This window comes from Pectobacterium brasiliense, from assembly GCF_013449685.1.
In the GTDB taxonomy this organism is placed as follows: Bacteria; Pseudomonadota; Gammaproteobacteria; order Enterobacterales; family Enterobacteriaceae; genus Pectobacterium; species Pectobacterium brasiliense_A.
Genome location: NZ_JACDSF010000038.1, coordinates 1 through 26,495, shown reverse-complemented (window position 1 = coordinate 26,495; position 26,495 = coordinate 1). Strand labels below are relative to the sequence as shown.

At 47.9% G+C, this 26,495-nt stretch carries 32 protein-coding genes and 1 pseudogene; 30 read left to right on the top strand and 3 right to left on the bottom strand.

What is annotated here, in order from left to right; translation table 11 throughout:
- Positions 1-35: 35 nt before the first annotated feature.
- Positions 36-467: a phage tail protein gene (locus tag H0248_RS15215; RefSeq protein WP_180786540.1), complete on the bottom strand. Its 432-nt coding sequence runs from the start codon at positions 465-467 to the stop codon at positions 36-38.
- A gap of 109 nt (positions 468-576) precedes the next feature.
- On the opposite strand from H0248_RS15215, the gene H0248_RS15210 reads away from it, so the two are divergent.
- The 16 genes from H0248_RS15210 to H0248_RS22195 all read left to right on the top strand — a co-directional run bounded on the left by H0248_RS15210 (position 577) and on the right by H0248_RS22195 (position 14,366).
- On the top strand, positions 577-1,704 hold the full coding sequence (locus tag H0248_RS15210; protein ID WP_180786539.1) for a site-specific integrase: 1,128 nt from the start codon (positions 577-579) through the stop codon (positions 1,702-1,704).
- A 729-nt stretch (positions 1,705-2,433) separates the two neighbouring features.
- Positions 2,434-3,219 carry a hypothetical protein gene (locus H0248_RS15205; RefSeq protein ID WP_116164847.1) on the top strand — a complete coding sequence of 262 codons (786 nt, stop codon included), beginning with the start codon at positions 2,434-2,436 and terminating at the stop codon, positions 3,217-3,219.
- Between the two features lie 122 nt (positions 3,220-3,341).
- Complete coding sequence (locus H0248_RS15200; RefSeq protein ID WP_116164845.1) at positions 3,342-4,541, top strand: conjugal transfer protein TraF; 1,200 nt, start codon at positions 3,342-3,344, stop codon at positions 4,539-4,541.
- Between the two features lie 126 nt (positions 4,542-4,667).
- On the top strand, positions 4,668-5,126 hold the full coding sequence (locus H0248_RS15195; RefSeq protein WP_180786538.1) for a hypothetical protein: 459 nt from the start codon (positions 4,668-4,670) through the stop codon (positions 5,124-5,126).
- A 36-nt stretch (positions 5,127-5,162) separates the two neighbouring features.
- Positions 5,163-5,960 carry a hypothetical protein gene (locus H0248_RS15190; RefSeq protein WP_180786537.1) on the top strand — a complete coding sequence of 266 codons (798 nt, stop codon included), beginning with the start codon at positions 5,163-5,165 and terminating at the stop codon, positions 5,958-5,960.
- A gap of 5 nt (positions 5,961-5,965) precedes the next feature.
- Positions 5,966-6,802, top strand: a complete 837-nt coding sequence (locus H0248_RS15185; RefSeq protein WP_180786536.1) for a hypothetical protein — start codon at positions 5,966-5,968, stop codon at positions 6,800-6,802.
- A 92-nt stretch (positions 6,803-6,894) separates the two neighbouring features.
- On the top strand, positions 6,895-7,590 hold the full coding sequence (locus H0248_RS15180) for a DUF2786 domain-containing protein (protein ID WP_180786535.1): 696 nt from the start codon (positions 6,895-6,897) through the stop codon (positions 7,588-7,590).
- A 14-nt stretch (positions 7,591-7,604) separates the two neighbouring features.
- The gene (locus H0248_RS15175) at positions 7,605-7,874 is read left to right on the top strand and encodes a hypothetical protein (RefSeq protein WP_180786534.1); all 270 of its coding nucleotides are present in this window, start codon (positions 7,605-7,607) and stop codon (positions 7,872-7,874) included.
- A 196-nt stretch (positions 7,875-8,070) separates the two neighbouring features.
- Positions 8,071-8,946, top strand: a complete 876-nt coding sequence (locus H0248_RS15170) for a hypothetical protein (RefSeq protein ID WP_180786533.1) — start codon at positions 8,071-8,073, stop codon at positions 8,944-8,946.
- 9 nt (positions 8,947-8,955) lie between these two features.
- Positions 8,956-9,669 carry a TIGR03759 family integrating conjugative element protein gene (locus H0248_RS15165; protein WP_161546679.1) on the top strand — a complete coding sequence of 238 codons (714 nt, stop codon included), beginning with the start codon at positions 8,956-8,958 and terminating at the stop codon, positions 9,667-9,669.
- Positions 9,648-10,256, top strand: a complete 609-nt coding sequence (locus tag H0248_RS15160) for a transglycosylase SLT domain-containing protein (RefSeq protein ID WP_240351953.1) — start codon at positions 9,648-9,650, stop codon at positions 10,254-10,256. Before H0248_RS15165 ends, H0248_RS15160 begins: the two co-directional genes overlap by 22 nt.
- Complete coding sequence (locus H0248_RS15155) at positions 10,257-10,778, top strand: integrating conjugative element protein (RefSeq protein ID WP_180786532.1); 522 nt, start codon at positions 10,257-10,259, stop codon at positions 10,776-10,778. It abuts the gene before it with no gap.
- A complete protein-coding gene (locus H0248_RS15150) occupies positions 10,775-11,380 on the top strand; it encodes a restriction endonuclease (protein ID WP_116164830.1) in 606 nt (201 codons plus the stop codon). Before H0248_RS15155 ends, H0248_RS15150 begins: the two co-directional genes overlap by 4 nt.
- Positions 11,380-13,455, top strand: a complete 2,076-nt coding sequence (traD, locus tag H0248_RS15145; protein WP_116164828.1) for a type IV conjugative transfer system coupling protein TraD — start codon at positions 11,380-11,382, stop codon at positions 13,453-13,455. Before H0248_RS15150 ends, traD begins: the two co-directional genes overlap by 1 nt.
- Position 13,456: 1 nt before the next feature.
- Complete coding sequence (locus H0248_RS15140; protein ID WP_116164826.1) at positions 13,457-14,212, top strand: TIGR03747 family integrating conjugative element membrane protein; 756 nt, start codon at positions 13,457-13,459, stop codon at positions 14,210-14,212.
- Positions 14,213-14,234: 22 nt separating this feature from the next.
- Positions 14,235-14,366 (top strand): hypothetical protein, encoded by a 132-nt coding sequence (locus tag H0248_RS22195; protein WP_257981561.1) that lies wholly within the window; start codon positions 14,235-14,237, stop codon positions 14,364-14,366.
- 67 nt (positions 14,367-14,433) lie between these two features.
- On the opposite strand, the gene H0248_RS15135 is transcribed toward H0248_RS22195, so the two are convergent.
- A complete protein-coding gene (locus H0248_RS15135; protein ID WP_116164824.1) occupies positions 14,434-14,892 on the bottom strand; it encodes a hypothetical protein in 459 nt (152 codons plus the stop codon).
- A 133-nt stretch (positions 14,893-15,025) separates the two neighbouring features.
- Between H0248_RS15135 and H0248_RS15130 the strand changes: the two genes are divergently transcribed.
- The 11 genes from H0248_RS15130 to H0248_RS15080 are packed head-to-tail and all read left to right on the top strand — an operon-like array spanning position 15,026 to position 23,530.
- The gene (locus H0248_RS15130; protein WP_039313267.1) at positions 15,026-15,346 is read left to right on the top strand and encodes an integrative conjugative element protein, RAQPRD family; all 321 of its coding nucleotides are present in this window, start codon (positions 15,026-15,028) and stop codon (positions 15,344-15,346) included.
- Position 15,347: 1 nt separating this feature from the next.
- Positions 15,348-15,587 carry a TIGR03758 family integrating conjugative element protein gene (locus H0248_RS15125; protein ID WP_072013552.1) on the top strand — a complete coding sequence of 80 codons (240 nt, stop codon included), beginning with the start codon at positions 15,348-15,350 and terminating at the stop codon, positions 15,585-15,587.
- Positions 15,588-15,612: 25 nt separating this feature from the next.
- Positions 15,613-15,963, top strand: a complete 351-nt coding sequence (locus H0248_RS15120) for a TIGR03745 family integrating conjugative element membrane protein (protein WP_116164820.1) — start codon at positions 15,613-15,615, stop codon at positions 15,961-15,963.
- A 9-nt stretch (positions 15,964-15,972) separates the two neighbouring features.
- The gene (locus H0248_RS15115; protein ID WP_180786531.1) at positions 15,973-16,335 is read left to right on the top strand and encodes a TIGR03750 family conjugal transfer protein; all 363 of its coding nucleotides are present in this window, start codon (positions 15,973-15,975) and stop codon (positions 16,333-16,335) included.
- Positions 16,332-16,988, top strand: a complete 657-nt coding sequence (locus H0248_RS15110) for a PFL_4703 family integrating conjugative element protein (protein WP_180786530.1) — start codon at positions 16,332-16,334, stop codon at positions 16,986-16,988. The genes H0248_RS15115 and H0248_RS15110 overlap by 4 nt, the downstream gene beginning before the upstream one ends.
- Positions 16,985-17,896 (top strand): TIGR03749 family integrating conjugative element protein, encoded by a 912-nt coding sequence (locus tag H0248_RS15105; RefSeq protein ID WP_180786529.1) that lies wholly within the window; start codon positions 16,985-16,987, stop codon positions 17,894-17,896. Before H0248_RS15110 ends, H0248_RS15105 begins: the two co-directional genes overlap by 4 nt.
- A complete protein-coding gene (locus H0248_RS15100; RefSeq protein ID WP_116164814.1) occupies positions 17,886-19,427 on the top strand; it encodes a TIGR03752 family integrating conjugative element protein in 1,542 nt (513 codons plus the stop codon). Before H0248_RS15105 ends, H0248_RS15100 begins: the two co-directional genes overlap by 11 nt.
- A gap of 9 nt (positions 19,428-19,436) precedes the next feature.
- Positions 19,437-19,880, top strand: coding sequence for a hypothetical protein (locus H0248_RS15095; protein ID WP_116164812.1), 444 nt, complete (start codon positions 19,437-19,439; stop codon positions 19,878-19,880).
- A complete protein-coding gene (locus H0248_RS15090; RefSeq protein ID WP_116164810.1) occupies positions 19,873-20,283 on the top strand; it encodes a TIGR03751 family conjugal transfer lipoprotein in 411 nt (136 codons plus the stop codon). Before H0248_RS15095 ends, H0248_RS15090 begins: the two co-directional genes overlap by 8 nt.
- Positions 20,283-23,138, top strand: a complete 2,856-nt coding sequence (locus H0248_RS15085) for a conjugative transfer ATPase (protein ID WP_180786528.1) — start codon at positions 20,283-20,285, stop codon at positions 23,136-23,138. Before H0248_RS15090 ends, H0248_RS15085 begins: the two co-directional genes overlap by 1 nt.
- The gene (locus tag H0248_RS15080) at positions 23,135-23,530 is read left to right on the top strand and encodes an acetyltransferase (protein ID WP_180786527.1); all 396 of its coding nucleotides are present in this window, start codon (positions 23,135-23,137) and stop codon (positions 23,528-23,530) included. The genes H0248_RS15085 and H0248_RS15080 overlap by 4 nt, the downstream gene beginning before the upstream one ends.
- A 112-nt stretch (positions 23,531-23,642) precedes the next feature.
- Here H0248_RS15080 and H0248_RS15075 read toward each other — a convergent pair whose 3' ends face one another.
- Positions 23,643-24,734, bottom strand: a complete 1,092-nt coding sequence (locus tag H0248_RS15075) for a hsdR (RefSeq protein WP_180786526.1) — start codon at positions 24,732-24,734, stop codon at positions 23,643-23,645.
- Between the two features lie 158 nt (positions 24,735-24,892).
- On the opposite strand from H0248_RS15075, the gene H0248_RS15070 reads away from it, so the two are divergent.
- The 3 genes and pseudogenes from H0248_RS15070 to H0248_RS15060 all read left to right on the top strand — a co-directional run.
- Positions 24,893-25,294 (top strand): TIGR03757 family integrating conjugative element protein, encoded by a 402-nt coding sequence (locus tag H0248_RS15070; protein ID WP_180786525.1) that lies wholly within the window; start codon positions 24,893-24,895, stop codon positions 25,292-25,294.
- The gene (locus H0248_RS15065) at positions 25,291-26,265 is read left to right on the top strand and encodes a TIGR03756 family integrating conjugative element protein (RefSeq protein ID WP_180786524.1); all 975 of its coding nucleotides are present in this window, start codon (positions 25,291-25,293) and stop codon (positions 26,263-26,265) included. The genes H0248_RS15070 and H0248_RS15065 overlap by 4 nt, the downstream gene beginning before the upstream one ends.
- Before the next feature lie 9 nt (positions 26,266-26,274).
- Positions 26,275-26,495 (top strand): annotated as a pseudogene (locus tag H0248_RS15060) (integrating conjugative element protein); the annotation flags it as partial.

Sequence of the window (26,495 nt, the reverse complement as noted above, 5' to 3'; positions counted from 1 at the left end):
CCACGCACCGGATTGGCAAAGCGCTCAATGAGTGCTTAGCCTGCCTTAATGATAAACATCACTGAGATATTTTTAGGTCGATTTTCCTCGGCAGTAGGGACTACTAGCGATGCATCAAAGCTAGCTTGGAATGTAGTTGTTTCGTCAGTGCCTCGGTCACCGGGGCCAATAAAACGATCATTCTTAAATGCACCGACAAAAAACTCGTCACTTGCAAGTCCTCTAGACCACGTCATTGAGGGAAACTTCCCCGTAATATTTTGTATCGCATCTCCCTGAATGCTAAGAATTGCTCGGCTGTCGGGATCAATCCCTGCCCCATTATCCCAGCCGCGAGGAAAGTACCCGCGAAAATCCGGCACCTGGCCGGAGGGATACAGGCTGGCCAGTACGGGATTTCCACTGGGATTAAATAGCTGGCCATTGAGCTCCAGCCAGCCCTCAGGAGAAACGGGCGTTCCCCACATGGTAATAGTGCCGGGCTGGATAGATGAGGGTGATTTCCACGCACCGGATTGGCAAACTGGCAAACTACTGTATTGTCTTCCCCTTTAAAGTTAGGGACGGACATTTTTGATGAAAAAACGTATAAAAAAGATACTATTAAGTAAGGCGTTGGATAAATACTTTGCTACTGTGTCACGCCATAAGAGAGGTCAACTACAGGAGTTTTATCGAATAAATGTTATCAAAAGGTCATCACTTGCTGGTAGGTACATGGATGAGGTCTCATCAGTTGATATTGCTAGCTACAGGGATGATAGGTTGGCCCAGATTAACCCTAGAACAAAAAAAACTATCAGCGGCAACACCGTTCGTCTTGAAATGGCGTTGCTCTCTGCATTGTATAATTTGGCCAAAGTTGAATGGGGAACATGTACAACTAATCCCGTTGAGAATGTAAGAAAACCAACGGTTTCTTCGGGTAGGACGCGTAGGTTAACTTCTCAGGAAGAGCGGAAAATAACGCGTTATCTAAAGAGTAAAAATCCTGAGCTATTGGCAATTTTTCGTTTGGCTGTTGAGACAGCAATGAGGCAGGGCGAGATATTGTCATTACGTTGGGAGCATATAGATCTTCGACTCGGTATCGCTCACCTACCATTAACTAAAAACGGTTCTACACGTGATGTACCGTTGTCTTCAAAGGCGCGCCAGGTGCTGAAGGAGATTAGTGAGCTTGTCCGGCACGAATGTGGGAGTGTTTTTTCCTACACTTCAAGCGGTTTTAAAAGTGCGTGGCGTATTGCATTGCAGACGATGTCTATTGAAGATCTCCATTTTCACGATCTTAGACATGAAGCTATCAGCCGATTTTTTGAACTGGACACGTTGAACGTTATGGAAATTGCAGCAATCTCAGGGCATAAATCAATGAATATGCTGAAGCGATATACCCATCTCAGAGCGACTCATCTGGTCGGTAAGCTCGATGCGCGTAAAAAGCAAGCGCAGAAATTAATTTCGATTTTCATACCTTACCCAGCGGATATCGAGGTTCATGATGGTGGTAAGGTAACAATGACATTTTCTGATTTTGATGATTTGGTGGTTACAGCACCAACATATGATGATGCGTTAAGAGTGGCATCTGTTGAATTACTCAGATTTCAAGCGATAGCTGCAAAGAATGGCGAAAGACTCCCTCCACCTGGACATATATCTGTCAATATGAGTGAACGGATACTGATCAGCCCCCTCTAAATCTGAAGAGGCGATATTGAGTTAAATATCGCCATTTCTTTAGGCCGTTTGCATGATCTGGGTATTAATCCTCCCATGTGGCCACTTATGATTTCTGTATTTTTTTTTGTCGGAACGATTGCTCTGTATTGCCCCATTTACTTTTTCATATGCCTGCTTGTGCCATTCAAAGGTTTTTCTGTTTCATACATGAAACATAGGGAAAGGAACTATGCAGTAATTCATATCTCACTGTTTTCTAGAATCGGGCGTCTCAATAAAAATCAGTTGAAAAAATTTAATACTGCATTCGTCTCTACCTTAGATACAGCTCTTCAGAATAAAAGAGAATCGGTCGTTTTTCGCTCTCATTTGATGAGGGCCTCTCAGGTGCAGTTAGCTGAGAATGTCTTATCTGGATGTGGCCGTCGTTACCGGGTATCCAATGTAGTGTTATCGAGACTGGAACGGGTAGGGATCATATGTCAGACATTTCTACAAGAATGGAGATTGGTAACGATTCCTCATCGAGGGGTAATGATTGTCGTTATGGCGAGATAAATTTTTAGCTGGGATGGTTAATTTATCGTGGATTGAATAATTACATTACTTTAATGTGATCGATACATTCGATCGAACCGATCGATTTATTTTGTTGTACACGATTAATTATGTTGTTTAACCTCGGTTGTACATTAAAGCGAGTTACCTAATTACATTGAAATAATTTTTTATGTGGAGTCGTAGTGAATGAATCCTACATATACGGCATTAATTGCACTATTGCGTTCAGGGAACATGGTATTCCCTGAAAGTGATGGAAAATATGATGGTGGTAATAGCCAGTTTTCAGTAAGAATCAAGCCAGAAAGCAGGGCGTTCCTTGACATGCATGCCGAGCGTATCGGTGTTTCCAAGTCTACGCTCTACGGCATTATCTTGGAAGGTGTACTTTCTGAAGCTAGAGCATCAACAGCTGACAAAATGATGGGGGTCTATGAACGTTTTTGTTTGTTGATGGATGCTCATCGGGTAAATGTATTGCAACAGGCGCAATTGCTTGCACCATTTGGTATTAGTCAGGGGGCATTATCCAGCGCAGAACGAACACTGGACTTGCTAAACACTCAAGTATTGCATCAATTGGCATCATGGTTTGAAATCGACGTGCAGTGGTTGTTTTGTGAGAAAATGTATCCAATGGAATATTGCCATTTTTTTGATCAGGAACCTCTGGATTATAACGTTCTGAGTGAAACCGCTGAGTTGGTATTCTTTCGTGCAATAGGTGACTGCAATGTTACTTTAGCTTTTACTCGGGAGTGGAAAAATGTTCATGGGGTAATTAATATCCCAATCATTAAGGTTTATCGTATATTGAGAGAATGGGATCTTCCGAAATCGAAAGATGTCAGGTATCTGGCTTATTCACAGAAACAAGTTGAGTCGTTAACTGATGGTTCAGTGTTTCCCATTATGGTTGTTGATAATTACAATCGTGAATATAAGAGCTATCAAGATTTTTTAGCAGGTTAAATTTTTTTTATTATTAATGCTGCACCAGCACCAGGGGATTTATTTGTCAAAAAATCATAAATGAATGTTGTGCCAGTACCAGGGAATATCATAAATATTTAACCTCCATATAGGAATAAAGAATGAAACACTCATTAATTACACGCAGTTTTATTATTGCGGGCATCGTGGTTGCTACTTCAGCTAATGCAGCCGGTACATGGACTGAAGCTCGCGGTGATGCTATGGGCGGAACAGGTGTTGCTTCCTCGCACTACAGCGCAGCTGCTCTTGTAAACCCCGCGCTGCTGACGAAATTCGATAAGTCAGATGACTTTAGCCTGATTTTGCCAGCAGTCGGCGCTCAGGTTTCCGATCCGGATAATCTGCAGGATGGGGTCGACCGTATCGACAATGATTGGAAATCATTTGAGCGTATCGTTAGTGCCGGCGGAGATGCAAGTTTAGCTGCGTCAAAGCTGCGTGGATCATTACAAGACTTTTCTGGAAGCCATGCTAAGGCGCATGCCGGTGCATCAACGGTTGCTGCTGTTCCCAATAGCGTTCTGCCATTTGCCGTCGTTGCTCAGGCGTGGGGAACGGCAACGGTCAAAACCAACGTAACAGATAGCGATCTCCAGTGGCTTGATGGGGTGTCAAACGGTACAGTCAACGGCTCTGACCTGAGTTCATTAACGTCATCCGCTAATGGCCGTGCCGCTGTCGTTGCAGATGTTGGTGTTGCAATGGCACGTGAATTCAACATCGGAGGATTCGGCTTCTCCGCAGGTATTACACCGAAAATACAGCGCGTCTATACATTCAATTACAACGTTGCGATTAATAAATACGACAGTTCGGATTTTCGCAGCAGCGATTATCGTAACGATAAAACGGGCGCCAACGTAGATGTCGGTTTTTCAACCAACTTGAATGATAACTGGATTGTTGGGTTGGTTGGCCAGAATCTGGTTGCACGCAGCATCGAGACGAAAGAAGTCAACGGCGTCAAAGACACGTTCAAAATCAAGCCTCAGGCAACGCTGGGAACCGCATACAGCAACGGTTTCTTTACTACTGCTCTCGATGTCGATCTGACTCCTGCCAGTCGTTTTAACTCTGATAAAGACAGCCAGTTTGTCAGTGTAGGTGGCGAACTGAATGCCTGGAAATGGGCGCAACTGCGCGCAGGGTATCGTACTGATATTCATGACAGCGATAACTCCTATTTTACTGCTGGCATTGGTTTGTCTCCGTTTGATGTCGTACATCTGGATATCACCGGCATGGCGGGAACAGACAGAACGTATGGTGCTGTTGCGCAACTGACGTTTACATTTTGATGACGGCTGGGGCTATCAACAAATAGCTCCTGAACCGTGGTACGGGGCTGACAGGCATCAAACAATAGAAATTGAGCTGTCAGCTTCTGAATAATCATGAATACGCAGGTGATTTAAGGATCTTATATGAATACCTTGATTAAGTCATTATTGGTCTTATCGGCAATCAGTTGCAATCCATTCGCGACTGCATCCACAGTGAATGTTGATAGCATGCCTCAAGTGATAAACCTGAAAGTCATGGGATGCGAGTTGAATAAACGTGCATCTTACAAAGAATATAATGGGAAAATTTCTTATTACAAGATAATTGACAAAGAGCATGCTGCGAAAATATGTGATGGTTTTTCTACATCACTTACATCCTTTGAACTTTCAGTAAATAATGGTGCCAGTGAACCTTCGCTTGTCGGTGTGTGGCAATCTCATGATTATGTCAAGTCAGCTTCCTTTCGCCAGGTCAATAGTGAAAGGGGTGAATCCGAAAAATCTCATAATGAATATAAGTATGTCTCGACTGGGGAATTATCAGGATTCGAGCATTTACGGCGAGTGGTGCAAAACAAAGAAAGAAGCCAAAGCTAGTTACAAACAGGCGCTGGCTTTTCGGAGGGCATTACCATGACCAACAAACCGATTAGTGAAGTTATCAAAAAAATCAAATCCGCTGCGGGAAAAGCAACTCCAGGCCAGTGGTCTGCATTCTGCAAAACACATCGGAAAGGCGGCACTTTTGCACTTCATACGCCAGACGATGAGCGATGCGGGAACATCATTAACTGGCAAGGTTTCGACGGAAACGAACAGCCGAAATACCGCAATGCAGCAAACGTTAAATACATGGCATTGGCTAATCCTGAAAACGTCGTTCGCCTTATCGAGTACATAGCAGCCCTTGAGAAGCTGTTAGCAGCAGCCAGTCAGAAAGCGCGGAATTTCGAAAAGGTGGCGCACGGACTAAATTCTGAAAACGATACGCTCAAGCAGCAGTTAGCAGCAGAGCGGGTGGTTAAGTTGCCGCCCAACGTTCCGGAAAAAGAGCTTGAAGCTAAGTTTGCCCGTCTGGCTCCCCAGCCGACCGACCGTATCGTTCCGGTCCTGCCTGTTAGGGATGAGTACGGTTTCTGGCAACACCCTAACCGCATTGAAACGCCATTCGATGAAGGTGGCGCTTCGACGCGAATCTATGAAGCGTGGTTCGCAGAGCGGGGCATGGCCGTGGACTTTACGTACATGAACCAGGTGTTCTGCGACGATTGCCTCTATGGCGAGAACATCGAGCGCCCCGCGCTGCATTGGAATCCGGAATCGCCCTACGGTGATGGCTGGATCCTGACGGCCATCTTCGAAACCGAAGAAGGACCATGCGCCGAATGGGTGCGCTACAAGTCATCGGACAGTAATAAGGAAGCAGGTTAATCTGTATGAATATGAAAATTCATAGCCATGTAGCTGAACTGACTGACTTTGAGGGAGTCAAGAACAGGCTGGATTCAGCAACAGTCACTTTTAATTCTCATGTTGCTGAATTTGATGCGCAGTCAGTTAAATTGAATAAAGAAATGAACGAACGCCTTGCTCCCACAAACCAGCTTATGTATACAGCATATGCTGAATTACAAAAGGTTCGTTTAGAGTACGAAATTGCATGCATTAAATCATGGGGCGGCATGGTTGATGAGGGCAAGGTTTCACCATACATATACTCAATGGTCGTATGGTGGCACAAAAACCCTGACGCGATGCCTGATTTAGACATGATTATTAATAATCCACCGTATAAATATTTTTGCCGTTCGGCATTGTTCGCTTTTATAGAAGATTGTGGATTAGTTTGTCACCCGAAATGGGATGAAAAAAGATGTCATCTGGGGAGAGTTTCATTAAGACACACACCATCTCGTTATCAAATGCCATTCGTATTGAGAGGGATACCTGCATTTTCACAAGTGATGGAAAAGGATGATGATGGCAGAGTTAGATTCAGTATTGGTAATGTTTGCGTGAGGATTTATTTTGAAGATGAGCTCGGTTTTGGGGTCAGGCGAATAGCAGAATATAAGGAGCTATTGATAAACTCTGAAGACAAACAATGCTGCCTGACCATTAATGTTACTGATGAATTATGTGCTGACGAATTAATTGTACTGAACTTTCCCGACATCCGCTCTGCTTACCTGCATTTAATAGCCAGTCGATATCGGACGAAACGTTATTATAACCAGCTAATTAAATTAAGCTGTCCTGACTTGGAATATTAGTCATTATTATAGCCTTTCTATGCAGAAAGAAAATTTAGTTAAAATTAATTTATTATTAAATAAATTAACGTCGATAGTGTTGGAGGGTAAATATGAATGGTGAAGAAGAAAAAGAAAAATACATGGATAAAATCCAAAAACTCCTTCATTTAGCAAAGCGCAGTACGAATGAGCATGAGGCTGCTAATGCTATTAGCCAGGCTCAGAATCTAATGCATAAATTTGGCCTGAGCGAGTTGGACATCGATCTGAAGTCGATTAAAGAATTTCAGAGTGAGTATTGCCCGTCTGATGCGAAGAAACTCCCAGAATATGTGATTAATTTGGCTAACCTGCTGTGTTATGCATTCGGCGTATCTTGTTATTATACCTGGAATCGAAATAATCGGCGTTCTGTTGCGTTCTACGGCCCGGCAGAACGGCCGCAGATTGCTGCATACGGGTTTGATGTACTGAGTGTCCAGTTAGTTAAAGCCCGTAGCGAGTTTATTGCCTCACAAAACAAGCGTATCAAGCGCAGCACTAAAACCAACCGAGCAGATCAATTTTGTGCAGGTTGGGTGAGCGGTGCCTGGAATGCCATCAGTGGCTTTTCTGTTGAAAAAGAAGAGAAGAAATTAATGTCGTTGTACTACAAGCAGATCTCTGAGGGGTTTAGTAAATTAACAAGCAGGGAGGCAAAAAGTTGCCGTGGGGATGATGATGCATATCATGCTGGCTATCACTCAGGTAAAGGTGCTCGGCTGCACCAAGCGGTCGGAGGGGAGTCGGTAATAGGAATTGATTAACTAAAGGCTAAATTATGAAAGTTCGTGAACTACAAGCTCTTTTGGCTAAATACGATCCAGATACCACAGTATTGATTGCTGGGTTTGAGACAACAGCAAGCCTGGACGTTGCAGAAGCTGACCTGGTCATTTCATGCCATTCTGTGTCAAAACCAGAAAGTGCAATGTCTGGAAATCGCAATATTTCGGTTGAGGGCGAGCCTTCTATTTGGATTGGTTGGAACAACGATTATCGCACTGAGAGTTTTTTGGATGCCCTTGTGAATCCTGAAAATTACGCCTAAAAATGATAGGCGTTTCGGACTGTATCGAGCAGTTATATAGGAAACTGATTAAATCATTCTTAACGAAGGGCTGTTTCGCCGCCTTTCTCGTAGGCTAAATTTCCCAATCTCAATATTCAGTTGTTTGTCGTCTCTGGTTCTCGGTTTTTGCAAAGTAATGGCGAAAACCGTTAACCAAGGCAAGGATCTTTGAGGCATGACAACTGAGTCCTCCGTTACAGACACCATACTTCCCCCTTTATCTGAAGCTCAAGGAGAGTTTGCTGAAGAGGTCAACGCACATTACGCCAAGGCTTCCTCTGCAGACGTCGCCGCGCGGCGCATGGGACTCTTCAATAAAGGGGAATCTGCGGATAAGGAAAATCAATCTTCGCGGCTCTCCTGGCTCTTTAAAAGCCTGCTTGCCGTTTTGTTTTTCGTTCCGCTAGGTCTTTCTGTCGTGCTTTTCCTGATCGTTCAACAGCAAAGTGTCCAGTTGGACTCGCTGGATGCTGCATTTCGGCGTGGCCAGCTTCAGCAATTGCCAGCAGAGATGCAGGAATTAAAAATTAAAATTGGCGAGCTTCGGAGCGAATTTGTCTCTGTGCAGGAGCTCGACGCATTGCGTCGGTCTCAGAATGATTGGGCTAGCACCCTGGATACGAAACTGAATCAATACATAAAAAGTGTAGAAGGGCAATCAGCCATTCCTGAACGGCTAGCACACCTTGAACAGCGTATTAATGATCTGCAGGGAACAGCAGATGCACAGGATAAACGTATTTCCTCGCTAGCCTATGACTGGCAAAACCGGTTTGAAAAGTTAGCGCCGCAGAAGCAGAAGGCTACCCCTGAAAAAAAGCCTCAACGGGTAATTAAACCCGTTCCCGCCCCTTTTGCATTAACCAGTATTGAGCATCGGGGAGGGCAGCAATATGCCGTCATCATCCCTCATTCAGCAAGCAATCGCTGGTCAGATATACGAATGCTAACGCCTGGCGAATCGGTTAATGGCTGGACGTTAGCCAGCATTGACGGAAATCAGGCGCGTTTTTTGGTTAATGGGAAGTCTCAAATTCTCACATTGCAGTAAGGAACCGTTATGAAAGTGAAAGCAATGGCGCTGATGCTTGCGTTGGCAGGAATGGCACACGCGTCCGTCAATACCAGCATTCATGTTACACCTGAGTCGAATTCACAAACTCGAGTTGTTGATCAGGGATTATCTCACCTTCAGTCGACACAGTGGGGGCTGACCGATGAAGAATGGGCTCGATATCAGGACATGATCCGGGGGAAAACTGGCATCCAGTCCCCGGGATTGGATCCGTTAACTACTCTGGGTATTGAAGCTCGCAGTGATGCAGAACGGCGGCAGTTAGCAGAGAAGTGGGTTAAGGAAGAATTTCAGCGAACTGAAAAGATTCTGAAATTTCAGCGTGAGGTGGATGCTGCTTGGGGGCGCATTTATCCGAATGCATTGCCAGTCAACATGGGTAATGCGGGCGGCGTCGCACACGATAACGGTGGTCGATTGGCGTTATTTGTGAAATCCAAGGATTGCGGCAACTGTAATTCACGCCTCGCGGCTGTTCTAGCGGATGATCGCCCGGTTGATATCTATCTGGTCGATAGCGGTGGGGATGATAACAAACTGCGTGAATGGGCCAGAGAGCGCAATATCCCAGTAGAACGCGTGCGTAATCGTCAAATCACATTGAACCATGATGGTGGTCGTTGGATTCGCTTTGGTAATGGACTAATGCCAGTGTTGTTGCAGCAGGGAGAAAGTGGATGGCGTGTCGCTGCCTTCTGATTTTGCTGGTTATATTCAGCATTTTTTCTTCCAGTGTTAACGCATCACGACAACCGGTGCCTGATGGGTATCAGCGTGTTGCGTATTTACATCAGGTTCCGCCTGAACTGTTCTATGCACAATCATTACAGGAGTCTAGCCGCAAGCTGCCTCATGGCGTTCGCCCCTGGCCCTGGAGTCTGAATGTTCAGGGGAGAAGCTATCAATATGACAGCCGGCTGGAAGCTTGGCAGGCACTACAACGTTTTCTGAAGACGGTGCCACATAAAAACATTGATGTTGGATTAGGGCAGGTTAACTGGGGTTGGAACGGTCGTCGTTTTGCAAACTCCTGGGAGGCGTTTGAACCCTACACCAATCTGAATGTTTCAGCACAAATTCTACGTGAATGCTACGAGAGAAAACCGGGCAGTTGGTTACGTGCTGTTGGTTGCTACCACCATCCAGCCGGCGGTGCTCCGGCTGCCAGATACATTTCTTCGGTGCAGCGTAAATTGGCCATGATTGAACCTTCGACAGCTTCCCATCTTCCTGAGATTACTCCTACCACTCAACTTGTCTGGATCGAACCCCGGAGTGTCAAATAAATGAAAATTATTTCCGCATCTGCGCTGTGTTTTCTGGCGAGCCCGTTCTTTGTTCATGCAGAACTGAATGTTGTCGCCGATTTGGGAGGGAAAGATACCGCATCGTTTTTTGATGGTATTAACCGCCAGGACCACAACGAAGCCAATAATACTGAAAGCCGCACCTGGAAAGGTCAGCCAGGAGAGGGAGCTATGCTGCCGGTGCTGACACCAGAACTGACTGTTGGTATTGAAGCGTCAAGAACGCTGAATTTGCCTGGAATTGGTGCGTTATTTCTTGTCGGAGACGATCCGGCATCGCGTTCTTGGTTGCAGATCAATGCTGCAAAACTGAGCCAAATGAAGGCAGTCGGTTTAATCGTCAATGTAACGGATATGGCTGCGGTTCAGTCCCTGCGATCGCTGGTTCCTGATGTGCAGATGGCTCCTGCGTCAGGTGGTGAGTTAGCTCGCCGATTACAATTGCGACATTATCCCGCGCTGATCACGGAGACCTCTGTATCTTCAGAGGTACAACAATGATCCCACTGCGTCCATATCTGGCTGAGATCGCAGAGCCTGTTTTGGGTATTGTACCTATTCTTTTTTTTATTATTACTGTTGCCGCTATAAGTATGTTATTCCGCTTGCGTGGCAAAGCCAGTGTGCGTCGCCATCGTCGTTATCGTAAAACTGCCGAGCGCTTGTTAAAAAGACTTCCCACTTTAGCTGGTGATGCGCAACGTGTTTCTTATCTCCGCCGTGTTAATCCGTATGTGTTTGAAGAATTGCTTTTGCTGGCAATGGAGCGTCAGGGATTGACGGTCATTCGCAACGCATCATATAGCGGCGACGGTGGATTGGATGGGCAAGTCTTTGTTAAAGGGCAGCGTTGGTTAATCCAGGCAAAACGCTATAGCCGAGCGATAGATCCCGCGCACGTCGCTGAGTTTTCGGCATTACTGATACAGCATCGGTGTGGCGGTTTATTTATTCATACCGGACGAACTGGTGCTAAAAGCAAGCAACATGCGATCTCCAGCCACGATAATACGTTTCCCCTCCATATCATCAGCGGTCAACAATTACTGGCGTTGTTGGCTGGCAATCCAATTTGGATAAACTTCACCGTTAGGAAGAGCTAATGAGCGATCGTTATGTTATTGAAGCGTTGCTACGACCCGCCGTTGAACTGAATACAGCCGCGGTATCTGCCACTGCTGCATTTGTCTGTGTGCAAGCGCCGTGGGCGATTGCGCTGGCCCCGTCAGTGAGTTACGTGACGGCCGGTGGGTTTGCTGTTCTGGCCATGGTACGTACTCGGCAGGGGATGAAAGTGCTGCGTTACCGTCGTAATTTACGACGACTACCGCGCTATGTGATGAGTAGTAAGCAAATTCCAGTCAGCAAACGGCGGCTGTTTATCGGTAAGGGATTCATGTGGACGCAGAAACACACCCAACGGCTGCGTGACACGCTACGTCCGGAAGTCGAGCGCTATATTCAGCCATCAACGTTATATCAGGCCGCCCGCAAACTGGAGAATGTGTCAGAACACAGTTTCCCTTGGCTTACCAGGTTGTTAAGCGTCGATTCTCCGCTGAACCCAGTACGACCTTTGCCACCTGTCGGCGGGAAGCCGGTTTTGCATGGTATTGAACCGGATGAAGTGGATGTCACCATGCCGCTGGCTGATCGCCCCGGGCATACCATTGTTTTGGGTACGACTCGTGTTGGAAAAACACGGTTGGCCGAACTGTTTATTACCCAGGATATCCGCCGTGGTGATGTGACGATCGTTTTTGATCCAAAAGGCGATCCTGATTTATTACGTCGTGTATGGGCTGAAGCACATCGAGCTGGGCGAGGTGATTCGCTTTATATTTTCCATCTGGGCTGGCCTGAGATATCGGCACGCTACAATGCGGTCGGAAGATTTGGGCGCGTTTCTGAAGTGGCATCACGTATCTCAGGGCAATTGGCGGGGGAGGGTAACAGTGCGGCGTTTAAGGAGTTCGCGTGGCGTTTCGTAAACATTGTAGCTAGGGCTCTGGTTGCACTGGGTGAGCGGCCTGATTACACGTTGATTATGCGTTACGTCAACAACATTGCGGACCTGTATCTGCGCTATGCTGAGAAAATCATTGAAGAGGAACTGCCTGAGCTACAGCAGCAGATACATAATAATCTGAGTGTGCTCACTGATGGAGATGTCCCCCGAAATATGCAGGGCCAGCCTAATAGCGTTGGTATTTGGGCAATAGAAGTTGCATTAAGCTCTGAAGCTGGCAAGGCGCTCTATGATCCGATTCTCGATGGTCTGCGTAGCGCGGTTCGCTATGATCGAACCTATTTCGACAAAATTGTTGCCTCCCTTCTGCCACTACTGGAAAAACTGACGACGGGTAAAACGGCGTCTCTTCTGTCGCCGGACTATCTGGATATGCATGACTCACGCCCCATTTTTGATTGGGAACAAATTGTTCGCAAACGGGGCGTTGTGTATATCGGTCTGGACGCCCTTACAGATAGTGAAGTTGGTACTGCTGTGGGGAACAGCATGTTTGCCGACCTTGTCAGCGTTGCTGGTCATATTTATAAACATGGAATTAATGCCGGCCTCCCGCAACAGAGAGAGGAAAAGGCTGTTATTAACCTGCACTGCGATGAATTCAATGAGCTCATGGGCGATGAATTCATTCCGTTGATAAACAAGGGCGGTGGCGCCGGCGTTCAAGTAACCGCCTATACGCAAACGTCATCGGATATCGAAGCGCGTATCGGCAATGCTGCGAAAACGGCGCAGGTTATTGGGAATTTCAATACACTGATCATGCTACGTGTCCGGGACAACAAAACCGCAGAATTACTCACGACGCAGCTGCCGCAGGTTGAGATCTACAGTAAAACGTTGGTTTCCGGTCACTCGGATACGGCTAATGTTGAGACTGGACAGGATTTTACTTCGAGCACACAGGACCGTGTCGGCACGATAAAAACTCCACTGATTGAACCGTCTGATGTCGTCAGCCTGCCTAAAGGCCAGGCGTTCGCCCTGCTTGAAGGTGGCCAGTTGTGGAAAATCAGGATGCCACTGCCAGCGAATGATTTGAATGATGCAATGATGCCAGCCAATTTGCAGGCTGTCGCCACAGAGATGCGCCGTAACTACCGATCCAGTGAGGGATGGTGGAACGGTAGTTCAGTTGGGGGGGAGTAATATGGCTGAACCTGTGCGTAATCCCTCCCCACAAAAGCCAGAGCGGCAACATGGTTTACTTTATAACGTATTGTGGGGCTGGCCATGGAAGTTGATTGGTATCATTCTGGGTTCATTATTGTTGAGCTTGCTGATTGAGTACGTGGGTATTGCATTCTTCTGGACAACGGAAGGGGCGGCACACAGTCAGCAGGTAATGAACACTGAGCTGGGCTATTTATCGTCAGAATTCAAACGTAGTCTGTTGTTTTCCGAGCCATCTGTCACCGTAATCCACTGGATCAACACTGGCTATCACTGGGCGTTTATCAACAGTGGCTTTATGGATTGGGTTAGTAACCAATATCAGATGCAGGCAAACAGTCATAGTGAGCTCAGTCGTAGCTTAAACGCCTGGAGTGGTTGGCTGGCACAATCATTGCGGGAATATTTGCTGGCTACTGTCTATGTCACGGTGGTTACCCTGGTTAGGGTCACCATCCTGGTTCTCTCGATACCCTTGTTTGCTATGGTGGTAATTGTGGCCATTGTTGAAGGGCTCGGGCGTCGTGACTTGCGGCGCTTTGGTGCAGGCTATGAATCCAGCTTTCTCTATCACCATGCCAAACGTCTGGTGAAACCCGCGTTTTATGTGCCCGCTATGCTGTATTTGTCCTGGCCGATGGCTGTTTACCCTAATTTATTACTGTTACCTGCAGCATTGCTATTTGGTACTGCAATTACAGTAACGACGGCCACATTTAAAAAATATCTTTAATTTTAGAAGAGGATAGACGGTAATGAGTGATGGATCCTGTCAGGCGGCTGTCGCTGCTATTCAGTTTGCGCTGGAGCTGGATGCGGATGAATGCAAGATGTTCCTGCGATACTGGAATGAAGGTGATTTCAGAAAATGCATAGCTCTTAATTGAGCTGGACAAAAGCGTACAAAACTTGCTTTTGTGCGCTTTTGTCAGCAGACAAGACGCTTGCGGCGCGTCAGTCCAATTGTTCAATTAAGTGACAATAAACCTTTTCTCCGAAACGATACCCTTCTGCACTAATGTATTCTGAATTATTAAATATATCGTTTATATCCGTTCTTTCTCTTAAGAAAAGAACAAGTTCCGGTATCACAAATTTTTCAGCCATAAGTGTAGATAACTTTTTGTTTCGATAGAGATCTCTGACATAAACATAATCTATTTGAAAATTTAATATTATTTCTGTGGGAGTCGATGAACTTATCCAATATAAAAAGGAGCAATAGGCGATAGGTTTGTTTTTTTCATTAGTTACAACAATTAAACTTACAGTCCATTCATCCGGTTCTGTGCAAAATCGTAAGGCTAATGCATATCGTTCATCACATGCATCACCAATATCCTCAAAGTCGTCTGGGGTTGGTGTGAAGGAGTTATGAGTGTTACCTTTCATATCTATGCAGTATAAAGACATATTTTCCCTCTATCTCCCCTATTCAGTTGTGCAATCTCAGTTAAATTTTCAATTCAGTATAAATGGTTTATCGCTGACTAATCTTCCTTGACTCCTCATCCTATGTGCACCGTCAACTCACTGTGAGGTGTGCATGTTTTCTCCCTCAGTCCGGCTTGCTTGTCTGCTAGGTGCTTCATTGCTGTTTACTCATGCGGCGAATGCATCAGAGAAAGACGAGCTAGCCAGCACGCAACGCCTACTCGATCAGGTTCAGGCGTCGTTGGAACGAGCTCGCGTTGTCGCTGCGCAATCTGACCCCGCCGATCGTGCCCGATACCACTTCGACTATCAACGCATTACTGCGGATTTGAATGCCATCAGAGCGGGTATCGATACCTACTTGGCACCATCCCGGGCACAACCTCGGGAAGCCAGTTCTATTGCGGGGAACTACCGTCGGGAGAGTCCCTGATATGTCTATGACTGCCGCACAGTCTTCAGCCTTTAAATCAGCATCTGGTTTCGATCCCCAAATACTCAGCCTCATCTGTATCGGCTTTCTGCTTGCCGCGCTGTTTCTGTGGGCTGCCTGGGCATTAAACGATGTCTGGAATGGGTGGGCTAACGAGAAAGTCCGAGATGCCGCGCTGGGACGGTTTGTGTTCAGAACAATGCTTTTGTTGGTCATGAGCATTTGGATTTTTGCTAGTTAATCATTTTCTACACAGAGGAATTTTCATGTTTAAGCGCCGCTATCTACATCGTCTCATTTCTTTTCTGTTCTGTATGGCGATTTTATGCAATCCCATTTTTGCTGCTTTGCCTCCTGTTGAAGCTCCTCAATCCAGCGGAGGGTCAGGACTAATGGGGCAAATAAAAGGCTATCTACAGGATGGCATTGTTCTGGCTGGATTACTGGTTGCAGCCATCATGTTTATTAATGTCGCGATTGCTGCAGGCCATACCTTCGTTGAAGTTCGTAATGGACGAGCAGAATGGCCAAAATTTGGCGCGATTGTTGTCGTAGGCGCAATCTTACTCGTCCTCACTATCTGGTTACTGGGCAAATCTGCCAACATCATTTTGTGAGGTGCGGGTATGCGAACCATTCCTTTTTTGCCTGATCGCCTGAATGCCGAACCCGTGGTGTTTCGTGGGTTTACCACTCCAGAGTTAGGGCTTGCTGCATTATTTGGGGCTTTTGTCGGCGTCTTGTGGTCCTTATTCCTTATCCCTCTAGCCGGGTGGGTCATTATTCCGACAGGGATATTACTGACCCCTCTGTTGGTAATTGGCCTCGGGGGTAACTGGATGGCGCGGATTAAACGCGGTAAGCCTGAGAATTACATCTGGCAGAAGTTGGGGGAAAAGAAACGACGTATTGGTGTAGGGGATGATACGTTGATTATTCACTCTCGCTGCTGGTCATTACGCCGGCATCAAGTGAAGGGAAGATCATGAGCATCTACCGTAACGCGGTAAGAAATCGCGACCAACATATCCAGACATTACGCATTGCCTGTGGCGTTCTGGTAGTTCTGTTACTGGTCACGATACTTGGCTGGATGCGGGCACCTAGCAATTTGACGGTTCACAATCCTCCAGATCTCAGGGCTGGTAGTACCAAACCTTGGTGGGAAGTGCCGGCGCCGACAGTCTATAGCTTTGCGTTTTACATTTTTCAGCAGTTGAATGCCTGGCCGAAAAATGGCGAACAGGACTATCCCGGCAAGATATTCAGCCTATCACAATACCTGACTCCATCTTGTCTGGATTTTCTGAATGCAGACGCGAAAAAGCGCTCCCTTGGTAACGAGCTCCTGGATCGTGTTCGCGTGGTTTACGAGATCCCCGGACGTGGATATAGCGCGGAGAGCGTGGATATTATCAGCAGGGACAACTGGGTTGTCCGTCTGGATTTGGTTACCGATGAGTATTATCACACCGAGCCCGTCAAACGCGTATTGGTACGTTACCCGCTAAAAGTTGTCCGTTGGGATGGGGATGCAGAGCGTAACCCGTTTGGTCTGGCACTGGATTGTTATGACGGTATGCCGCAGCGTCTGGAAATTTCGCATCAGCCTCAGTCTGAGAAAAAGGGGGTTATGCGATGAGAGCACGATTACTTTTTCAGAGCGGTTTATTGGGATTGTTCATTACAGCGTCATTGCACGCTGCCGCTGATGAATTAATTAAATGGGAACGCATCCCCCTGCAGATCCCACTAAAGGTGGGGCAAGAACGCGTTATTTTTGCGGATAAAAACGTTCGTGTCGGTTTCCCGCCGGCACTGAATGACAAGTTACGCGTTCAATCGACAGGTGGGGCTGTTTATCTCAAAGCGGACAGTGCATTTCCTCAAACGCGGTTGCAGTTACAGGATTTAGAAAGCGGCGAGATTATTCTGCTCGATGTGACTGCGTCACCGAGTGGCCCAACAGAGCCTGTTCGTCTGGTGTATAGCGGTGATGTCACTACGGTAGATAACAGCGATCGTCCTGCTAAGGTATCCGGGCGTAGTGATTCATCTTCCACTACCGGAGCGAAGCCTGACACGAAAGAGCCGAAAGCGCCTCGCTATAACGCCCCCTTACCTGTCGCTCTGACTCGTTTTGCTGCGCAAACACTCTACGGGCCATTGCGTGCGGTAGAGCCTGTGAGCGGTATTCATCCCGTTAACCCTCGTCTATCTGGGAAGATCACGACCTTATATCCCTCTGAACCGTTGGATATAACCACGCTGTCAGCCTGGGGAGTTGGGGCGCGCTCCGTTGTGGCGTTACGTGTTCGCAATACGTCCAGCCGAAAGATTGTCCTCGATCCCCGGGTTCTTCAGGGACAGTTTGTTTCTGCCACGTTCCAGCATCGTTGGGTAGGGCCAATAGGTACACCAGAAGACACGACAACATTATACCTGATCACCGATAGCCGTCCGGAACTGGCATTTGTCGCAGAGCCGGTCGCCAAAATGCCGCCAACATCAGGTAAGGCCAGTAAGAAGGATCGTGTTCATGCAAATTAAGTCCAATACGTTGGTCAAAGTGATTGTGCCATCGGTGCTGGCCATCGGTGCATTGATTGGCGTAAAGAGTTGCCAATCAGATTCAACCCAGACACAGAATGCCGCTGATACAGCAACGACAACACTGGGGTTGTCTCCGGATGAACTCAAAGCGTTGGGCGTCGCGGGTGATACTCCCCAGGATACGTTACGCACGTTGGTCGGCTCGTTAAATCAGGTGCGCAGTGATTTAGGCAAGCTCAGTCAACAAAATGAGGACCTAAAAAAACAAAATGAGGTACTGACCCGCCGTAGTACCGATGTGTCAGGGCAAGTGAATGAAGCTGTTTCTGGCGTGCAGCAGTCCTACGATACGCAGCAAAAACGCTTACAGGATGAACAGTTACGGCTACAGAATAAAATTCAGGAACTGACCGATAAACTGGCTAATACGATGAGTAATCCCGGTGGCCATATTAGTGGAGGGAGTAACTATCAGGACGCCTCTGGGCACGGTGATATTCCTCTGGGGTTAGGGCTGGACGGCATGGGAAGTGGTACCAGTGGCACCTCGTCGCAAGGCGCAGATGGGCTGATATGGGTACAGCCAAAAGATCAGAAACCCACTGACCCTAATAAGGTCTCCAGTTCTGGTATGCCTGCATTGCCTCAGTTTCCTACCTCATTTCTTAATGGCAATGAGTTAACGCGTCAGAAAGCGGCGTATGAGCAGCAAGTGAAAGGGTACTCGAACGAAAAAAATGAGGTTACAGCAGAGCCAGTTTACACCTTACCTGAGAATTCTACCCTGATCGGCAGTCGGGCAATGACGGCGCTGTTAGGGCGTGTCCCGATTAATGGCACAGTGACTGATCCCTACCCATTCAAGGTACTCATTGGTAAAGACAACCTAACCGCAAATGGTATCGATTTGCCCGATGTAGAGGGGGCGATCGTGTCGGGTACTGCCAGTGGTGACTGGACGTTGTCGTGCGTTCGTGGCCAGGTCAATAGTATTACGTTTGTGTTTGCCGATGGCACCGTTCGTACATTGCCGCGAGCTGACGCTAATGGCAACAGTAATAGCAATAATGGCGGTAGCAACCAAGGGGAGAGTAGTACCAGCGGTGGTATTGGCTGGATTTCTGATGAAGCGGGGATCCCCTGTATCGGCGGGGAACGCAAATCTAACGCATCTACCTATCTGCCCACCATTTTTGCTTTGTCTGCTGGCTCTGGTGCTGCCAGTGCGCTGAGTCAAAACCAGCAGACGACGCAAACAAATGGCTATGGTGGGATGACCTCCTCACTCACGGGGGACGCGGGCCAGGCGGTTCTTGGTAAAGCGCTGGCCGGTGGTCTGAATGAGACGACTGACTGGGTGAAACAGCGCTACGGCCAGACATTTGATGCGATTTATGTCCCGCCAGGTATGCGATTAGCTGTGCATATTACGAGACAACTGGCGATTGATTATGAAGACAAGGGCCGCAAAGTTCGATACGACTTCTCGTTACCGGCTGATGGTAGTAACCAACGTGGTTTGGATTGAGGAGGCGAGATGGAAACCATTCACGCCTGCTGGGAAAACATCTGGATCTTTAGTACGGCATCCGCAACCGATCAGCTACGGATTGATATTCACTATTGTCAGTCCGATTCTGAATTATTAGCCAAGAGTCTGTCTGAATCAGCGCAAGCATCGCTTTACTGGGTTAATGACGCACTATTTCTTGATGTTGGTAGCCATTGTATTCCGGTGCTGGAAGGCTGCTTTTTTGTCAGACAACTACCGCCCGCATCACTCAAACGCTTTGAACTGGCCTGTTTTCTGGAAAAACAGACCGATCCTTTCCTGATGGCCATCGAACAGGGCCATCTTAATGACTGGCACATCGTACGGATGACGGTTGCCGAATTATCCCGTCACCCGATGTGTCGGTCATTTTCGCTCATTGCCGGTCATTTTCATTTATTCCGACGTTCTGGAGAAACACATGCCTAAATGCCAGATTATGGCCACACTGCTTGTTATGGTGTTATTGAGCGGGTGCTCGACCTCAAAAGAAGAAATGCTGCCAGCTGGTGAGCACACCATGCTGGAATTATGGAATGGTGCAGATGGAGAGGGAACAACTCGACGTTCAGCGCAGGCCAGAGATGCATTACGCCGACCGCTGAGTGCAGCTGAGCTTCAAACGTCGTTACATGACGATCGGAGTTACAGCCGAACTCAGGAGAGCGAAATCAGTCAACAGTTTCCCCGCCTGCCGAACCCAGACATGGTGATATATATTTTCCCTCATTTGACTGAGGGCAGTACACCCGTTCCCGGATACAGCACGGTATTTCCGTTCTATAGCCAGACCCAGTATGCGATGCCGGGTGAACGCGTGGAGGCGCTGTAATGTTCTCACTATTTAATAAAAATCGCCTATCCCGCTCTCGTGAAACGCGTGTACCTGATGACGCGATCGGCAGTCTTGCTGAAGGTATTTCAATTCAGGTTGCCGGACGAGCATCACTGCAACGTCCCGGGAATATGACGATTCAGGATGAGGTCAGGCTGAACCATGCTAATCCCTCAATCATCGATTACCTGCCGTGGGCAGAGTTCTTAGACAGTGATAAATGCCTGTTGTTGGATGATGGCATTTCTGTCGGAGCGGTATATGAAGTCTCTCCCGTTGCGACAGAAGGACGTACGGAAGAGCGCCTGGAACAAATCCGCGATACGGTCGAGGATGCGATACAGGACAGCTTTGAAGAACTGGATGAAAACCCCTGGGTTGTGCAGTTCTTTTGTCAGGATGAGAACAATGTCGATGCTTATGTCGATCGCCTGAGGGGCTATGTCAAACCCCATGCGCAGGGCACACCGTTCTCGGAAGCCTGGCTGAAAGAGACCGAGCGACATTTACGGGGGATTGCCCGTTCTGAAGGACTGTTTACTGACACCAAAATTACTGGCCAGCCCTGGCGCGGTCAGCAGCGTCGTACGCGCATGGTGATATACCGCTGGATTGGTAAAAACAACCGAGACCCGATGCCGCCGATCGCGATGCTCAACCAGGTATGTGAACGTGTGACCAGTGCATTGTCTGGCGCTGGGGTAATGTGTGTGCGACAGAATGGCCATCAGGTACATGGCTGGTTGCTGCGTCATTTTAATCCGTCGCCGGAATGGGTGGATAAAGACACGTTATATCGTCAGGCAGCCTATTTTGACCGACGCGATACCCCTGATGGCACCATGCCGGTACTCAATGATTTTACGGAGACGCTGTGGTTCAATCCGCCACGTTCGGACGTGGAGAACGGCGTATGGTGGTTTGATAATCAGGCGCATTGTGCGTTGCCGGTCGAGAAATTACGGCGCCCGCCAAAACCCGGAGCGATTACAGGGGAAATGCTCCGGGGAGAAAAGATCAATGCGTTAATGGATCTCTTTCCGGAAGGTACCACCCTGTGTATGACCATAGTGGTACAACCGCAAGATAAGCTGGAAGCGGACTTTACCCGGCTATCGAAGAACGCAGTAGGTGAGAACACCGAGTCTGGACGTGTTCGCCAAGATGTTAAAACCGTCAAAGAGTACCTGGGAAATCGGCATAAGCTTTACCGTGCCGGGCTAACATTTTTGCTGCGTGCTGATGATGTGGAAACGCTCAATCATAAACGCGTAGAGCTGACGACGGTGTTACTCGGTGCAGGTTTACAACCTGTGCGGCCGGAGTATGACGTTGCACCACTTAACAGCTATCTGCGTGCACTCCCTATGTCCTTCAACCCGGAAACCGATAAGAAACACTGGTATACCCGGCTAACGTGGGTACAGCATCTGGCTGGGTTATTACCTGTAACGGGTCGTGAAACGGGTACGGGGAATCCCGGGATCAGCTTTTTCAATCGCGGGGGAGACGTATTTTCATTCGACCCGTTGAATAAAAGTGATCGCAGCCAAAATGCACATAAATTGATATTTGGACCGACCGGCGCCGGCAAGTCGGCAACGATGTGCGCGATGTTATCGCAGGTGATGGCCATACACCGCCCCCGACTGTTCATTGCTGAAGCCGGCAACTCATTTGGGCTGTTGGCCGATTATTTTGAAAGCCTGGGCCTGACGGTGAATAAGGTCAGCATCAAACCGAGTAATGGGTTGAGTCTTCCGCTGTTTGGTGACGCTTATCAGTTGTTGAACAGTGATGTTCCTCTGGCCATTGATGCAGATGCACTGCCTGAACTGGATGCTGACACAGAGGAGCAGGGTGACGATCAGGGGGATAAGAAAGAGAAACGGGACATTTTGGGGGAAATGGAGATTTCAGCCCGCATGATGATCACCGGTGGTGATGCGAAGGAAGAAGCCGAGCTTAAACGAGCCGATCGCGCAATGATCCGTGAAGCACTGGTGATGGCCACGAAAGTTTCGTATGCCGCTTCTAAACAGATGCTTCCGTCCGATCTGCAACGCGCACTACTTGATATTTCCATGGATACTGAGCGCAATGAGCAGCGTCGTACTAAAGCCGCTGAGATGGCTGAATCGCTAAGTATTTTCACACAAGAAGGGAGTTTTGAAGCAGAACTGTTTAACCGTGAAGGGCAGCTCTGGCCAGAAGCTGACGTCACGCTGATTGATCTGGGGTATTTTGCGCGTGAAGGGTATGAAGCGCAGATGGCATTAACCATGGTGTCACTGACGAACACCATCAACAACATTGCCGAGCGTGATCAGTACAAGAAAAGGGATATCGTTTTCGCTGTTGATGAGGCGCACATTGCAACGGTTAATCCGCTGTTGGCGCCCTATATGACAAAGATCGTCAAAATGTGGCGAAAATTGGGGGCCTGGCTCTGGCTGGCAACGCAGAACCTGGAGGATTTTCCAGATGCAGCCGGCAAAATGCTTAACATGGCTGAATGGTGGCTATGCCTGGTGATGCCAAAGAAAGAAGTCGATGATATCAGCCGTTTCAAATCCCTGACGGATGAACAGAAATCGGTGCTGATGTCAGCCAGTAAACTGGATAAATGCTACACCGAGGGGGTCGTATTATCGAAGAACGTCCAGGCGTTGTTCCGTGCCGTTCCCCCCAGTTTGTACCTGGCGCTCGGTATGACAGAAAAAGAAGAAAAAGTGGAACGACGTCGTCTGATGAATGAATTCCATTGTTCGGAGCTGGAAGCGGCAATGCGGGTCGCCAAAGCATTAGATAAAGCCCGTGGTTTGGTTGAGCAGGAGAAAGCTGCAGCATGATGACATTGAAATACCCTACGCCGACGATCCAAACGGAGAGTGGCCATTTTCCCATGCTTTTTAGTCTGAAACCGCAAGGCGAGGCGGGGATTTCCCTGAAAAACGATAGCGAACTGCAACAGCTACGTGATGCTATTCGTCAGCGTTTACCTATGCAGTGCAATGTAACGTGCCATCCTCACCGAGTCGGTACCCGAGGTGCGGTAGCGCTGCATTTTGATGGTGGACAGGGTATCGGCCCCTGTGTGGATATCCTGATCTCTGTTGCTGGCACAACGAGTTGGCCAGAGATGGATGATTACGATCATCCCCGCTGGTACATTTCTGTTCCGGATGCTGTTGATGTGGTTTACCTGGTGTTGTATCTGAAAGAAGTTGCGACTAGCGCATAGAGAGTTGACGCTGTTGCGACAACTCAGTGATTAAAATCGCGACTGCATCAAGAATAGTGAAGACAGGCGATCAGAGCCTCAGGTTCGCTGAGGCTCTTGTTATGAACAATACTCAGTCATCGTCATCAGGCCACGTCTCTGGGTGCCCTTCACAAAAGTTGCAGCCAGTCATTACGCTGAATTCATTTACATCTGTACTGTGATGATAGCAGCACTCGCACTGGCCAATAGATTCGAAAAAGCTAAAGCAGTGTGTGCAGAAATACCCCTCTCCAAGCTCACAAACAGAATGTTCGGTCTCACATTCGGAGCAACCAGCGGGAGTGCGGGCGCAATGATACTCGTCCGGTGAGTAACTGCTTGTATCAAAAAGCTCATAACGGGAAACAGAATGCTGGCATTTAGTGCATTCAAAATCCGTTTCATCCCAAGCGATTAAACTTTGCGGCTTATTGCATTCAGGGCATGAAAGTTCGATGAGCTTGTCCTGAAAAGAACCGCACACTAAGCATGACGACGTTTTGACAGAATAATCATTTATTTGTAAAAGCACTTTTACTGGTGAGGCAGATTTTTTGCACAACTTACAGTTGAGAATTTTATCCCCATTTTTTTGATGTCCTTTGATCACGTGTTTGATCTGGTCGAACTTAATATCGGCATAGTAAGTGTTTTTTATTAGAAGACTCATTTCTTGCTTGGCGAGATAGTTTCCCAGAGCCCCTTCAAAAAGTGACTTCCAGTCTTCGCGCATCAGGCGGTTCAACGCAAACCAGGCATCAGCTTGCTCGGCCAGTAACTTCGCTTTGTCTTCTTCCGAAAATGCATCATGATAAAAATGGACCACGCGATTGCGGTGTTGGCGGATTTTGTCAAAGGCTTTAAGGGTGGCGGGTGGCAGAGGTTTTTCCAATACATCGCTTAGCCGCTCACAGGCTTCTGCAAAGGTGATGGATTGAAAATCACCTTCGCGATACTTTTTGCGAACAATTTTCTTTCCGCTGCATACTAGCGACCAGTGTTCATGAGCAAGCGGTACCTTAAGTAACAGTTCGACGGCCGTCCAAAAGCTGACGATGGAATGGGTTGGTGATGAGGCAAACTCATCCTGTGCCTTTTGCAAGAAGTCCATACTGTTATTCAGTAGTCCCTGAACCTCTGGGGAAAGTTCAATACTGTCAGTCCTTAGTCTTCGGATGTTCATACGCCTCCGGTTTGTGAAAAATTATTGGAAGTGGCCTTATTTATGTTTCGGTTATTGTAATCCGTAAATTTTCATTTATTCGAAAAGAGTTTACCGCTGTTTATCTCCCTTACCTGCTGCAACCTGAAGGGTATTTATTAACCTAGAGGAGTGCGGTGATGAACGGCAAAATTTATGCTTTTCTTCTCCTGTTTTTACCTGCCCCATTATTGGCCAACCCCGTTGTTTATACCGACCAGCAACACCCTCCCAGCAATCTGACACCCGAGACTCAAATAGTCTGGCTGGATGCGCCGGAGCGACTGCAGCGTGCAGTTTTTGGCGAGTTTTCAGCCTCGATGGAGCAAGCGACAGGGCAGGCTCAGGCTGTCATGCGTTCTCCACAGTGGCAACAGCATGAGAATGACCTGCAAACGGCCTATCGTGGTGTGGTGCATGCATGGGAAATTGGCGTGCGCAAATATCCTGCTGTTGTTTTTGACGATCGCGACGTGGTGTACGGCACAGCTGATGTTGCCAAAGCGCTTGCATATAAAATGCAGGAAGGGGGGCGACCATGAGTCGATGGCGAACCCGGTTACGGCCGATTGCAGTTGGCATTATGCTCACGACCGCGTGTGAGCCTGCTGCGATTGCTGCCGTTAACACCGCACAAATCGTTGCCAGCGCTATTTCTCCAGGGTGTATCAGTTGGCGTGTCAGTGGCATATGTTACTGGCTATTCTGCACGAAATTCGGCTGTACCATTCGCACGTCCGTCAAAGTCACTCACTTTATTCCTGATGCAGTGGTATCCACGTATATGGCTCCAGGAGGCAATCCCTGGTCAGAAATGTCTCTGGTCAGTCAAGGTGCAGGCGGGTTGGAAAGTACGGTGACCAGTGGGTTAAGCGGGGTCACTGCCGGCGGAGGGAACGCGGCAGATATTAAAGATCCGGGGCGACGAAAATCCAATATCAAATTCAAGTATGCGGATGCGATCGGCCACCCAGCCTCGGCCCTCATCGGTGGACAAATTCCCGGTTATTCCTGCGATAGCGTTGCCACGCCGCTCATGCCGTATTTTCTGAGCACACTGGATTCTCTCGTCTGGCGAACGGGAATTCCTGAATCGCTGTATCCTGAGGCGCTCATTCCTGGCCAACGCGAAGTGGGCAGCATGGCGTCTGGAAATATGTGGGGGAATGTTTATCCCCGTTCTGGATTTGTCCAGCATACCGATGACGATAAAGCGTCCGCCGTTGTCGCCCAACGTGTGGCAGACATTATTACGCGCTCTGGTCAACTGCACGTCTATCAGCCCCTGACGGGTTCCCGCCGCGATGGTTACTGGCCTCCAGAGCCTGTCGTGGAAAACACCAACAATCACAAGTGGCAGCGCTTATCTCCACAGCTAACGTCTTCCTGCGCGATCTTCCCTGATGGTGACCGCATGTCAGCGGAGAATGGCAGTGCAGCCTATACCCTCTGGCAACCGTATAGTTGCTGCCAACGCCGTGGTCAGCGGTTGTTATCTGTTACGAATTTTTAAGGAATAACGATGAACATGAAACTTTGTGTGCTGGCTATTGGACTGCATTTGATTACGCCATGCGTTTTCGCCGATCAGTTCAACATCAATTTGCCTCAGGCGAATAGTGGGGCGCAGGGGTATGGGGCTGATGTCAGTGGAGCCGTATCAGACAAACTGTTTTATACGCTTGGTGGCGGCTCTGTGATTTCTCAGCCGGCGACGCGTATCAGTATGGAGAAGCTGGGTGT

Coding starts and splice junctions, on each gene's coding strand:
- H0248_RS15215 (WP_180786540.1), bottom strand. CDS start 467: ATGTGGGGAACGCCCGTTTCTCCTGAGGGCTGGCTGGAGCTCAATGGC.
- H0248_RS15210 (WP_180786539.1), top strand. CDS start 577: ATGAAAAAACGTATAAAAAAGATACTATTAAGTAAGGCGTTGGATAAA.
- H0248_RS15205 (WP_116164847.1), top strand. CDS start 2,434: ATGAATCCTACATATACGGCATTAATTGCACTATTGCGTTCAGGGAAC.
- H0248_RS15200 (WP_116164845.1), top strand. CDS start 3,342: ATGAAACACTCATTAATTACACGCAGTTTTATTATTGCGGGCATCGTG.
- H0248_RS15195 (WP_180786538.1), top strand. CDS start 4,668: ATGAATACCTTGATTAAGTCATTATTGGTCTTATCGGCAATCAGTTGC.
- H0248_RS15190 (WP_180786537.1), top strand. CDS start 5,163: ATGACCAACAAACCGATTAGTGAAGTTATCAAAAAAATCAAATCCGCT.
- H0248_RS15185 (WP_180786536.1), top strand. CDS start 5,966: ATGAATATGAAAATTCATAGCCATGTAGCTGAACTGACTGACTTTGAG.
- H0248_RS15180 (WP_180786535.1), top strand. CDS start 6,895: ATGAATGGTGAAGAAGAAAAAGAAAAATACATGGATAAAATCCAAAAA.
- H0248_RS15175 (WP_180786534.1), top strand. CDS start 7,605: ATGAAAGTTCGTGAACTACAAGCTCTTTTGGCTAAATACGATCCAGAT.
- H0248_RS15170 (WP_180786533.1), top strand. CDS start 8,071: ATGACAACTGAGTCCTCCGTTACAGACACCATACTTCCCCCTTTATCT.
- H0248_RS15165 (WP_161546679.1), top strand. CDS start 8,956: ATGAAAGTGAAAGCAATGGCGCTGATGCTTGCGTTGGCAGGAATGGCA.
- H0248_RS15160 (WP_240351953.1), top strand. CDS start 9,648: ATGGCGTGTCGCTGCCTTCTGATTTTGCTGGTTATATTCAGCATTTTT.
- H0248_RS15155 (WP_180786532.1), top strand. CDS start 10,257: ATGAAAATTATTTCCGCATCTGCGCTGTGTTTTCTGGCGAGCCCGTTC.
- H0248_RS15150 (WP_116164830.1), top strand. CDS start 10,775: ATGATCCCACTGCGTCCATATCTGGCTGAGATCGCAGAGCCTGTTTTG.
- traD (WP_116164828.1), top strand. CDS start 11,380: ATGAGCGATCGTTATGTTATTGAAGCGTTGCTACGACCCGCCGTTGAA.
- H0248_RS15140 (WP_116164826.1), top strand. CDS start 13,457: ATGGCTGAACCTGTGCGTAATCCCTCCCCACAAAAGCCAGAGCGGCAA.
- H0248_RS22195 (WP_257981561.1), top strand. CDS start 14,235: ATGAGTGATGGATCCTGTCAGGCGGCTGTCGCTGCTATTCAGTTTGCG.
- H0248_RS15135 (WP_116164824.1), bottom strand. CDS start 14,892: ATGTCTTTATACTGCATAGATATGAAAGGTAACACTCATAACTCCTTC.
- H0248_RS15130 (WP_039313267.1), top strand. CDS start 15,026: ATGTTTTCTCCCTCAGTCCGGCTTGCTTGTCTGCTAGGTGCTTCATTG.
- H0248_RS15125 (WP_072013552.1), top strand. CDS start 15,348: ATGTCTATGACTGCCGCACAGTCTTCAGCCTTTAAATCAGCATCTGGT.
- H0248_RS15120 (WP_116164820.1), top strand. CDS start 15,613: ATGTTTAAGCGCCGCTATCTACATCGTCTCATTTCTTTTCTGTTCTGT.
- H0248_RS15115 (WP_180786531.1), top strand. CDS start 15,973: ATGCGAACCATTCCTTTTTTGCCTGATCGCCTGAATGCCGAACCCGTG.
- H0248_RS15110 (WP_180786530.1), top strand. CDS start 16,332: ATGAGCATCTACCGTAACGCGGTAAGAAATCGCGACCAACATATCCAG.
- H0248_RS15105 (WP_180786529.1), top strand. CDS start 16,985: ATGAGAGCACGATTACTTTTTCAGAGCGGTTTATTGGGATTGTTCATT.
- H0248_RS15100 (WP_116164814.1), top strand. CDS start 17,886: ATGCAAATTAAGTCCAATACGTTGGTCAAAGTGATTGTGCCATCGGTG.
- H0248_RS15095 (WP_116164812.1), top strand. CDS start 19,437: ATGGAAACCATTCACGCCTGCTGGGAAAACATCTGGATCTTTAGTACG.
- H0248_RS15090 (WP_116164810.1), top strand. CDS start 19,873: ATGCCTAAATGCCAGATTATGGCCACACTGCTTGTTATGGTGTTATTG.
- H0248_RS15085 (WP_180786528.1), top strand. CDS start 20,283: ATGTTCTCACTATTTAATAAAAATCGCCTATCCCGCTCTCGTGAAACG.
- H0248_RS15080 (WP_180786527.1), top strand. CDS start 23,135: ATGATGACATTGAAATACCCTACGCCGACGATCCAAACGGAGAGTGGC.
- H0248_RS15075 (WP_180786526.1), bottom strand. CDS start 24,734: ATGAACATCCGAAGACTAAGGACTGACAGTATTGAACTTTCCCCAGAG.
- H0248_RS15070 (WP_180786525.1), top strand. CDS start 24,893: ATGAACGGCAAAATTTATGCTTTTCTTCTCCTGTTTTTACCTGCCCCA.
- H0248_RS15065 (WP_180786524.1), top strand. CDS start 25,291: ATGAGTCGATGGCGAACCCGGTTACGGCCGATTGCAGTTGGCATTATG.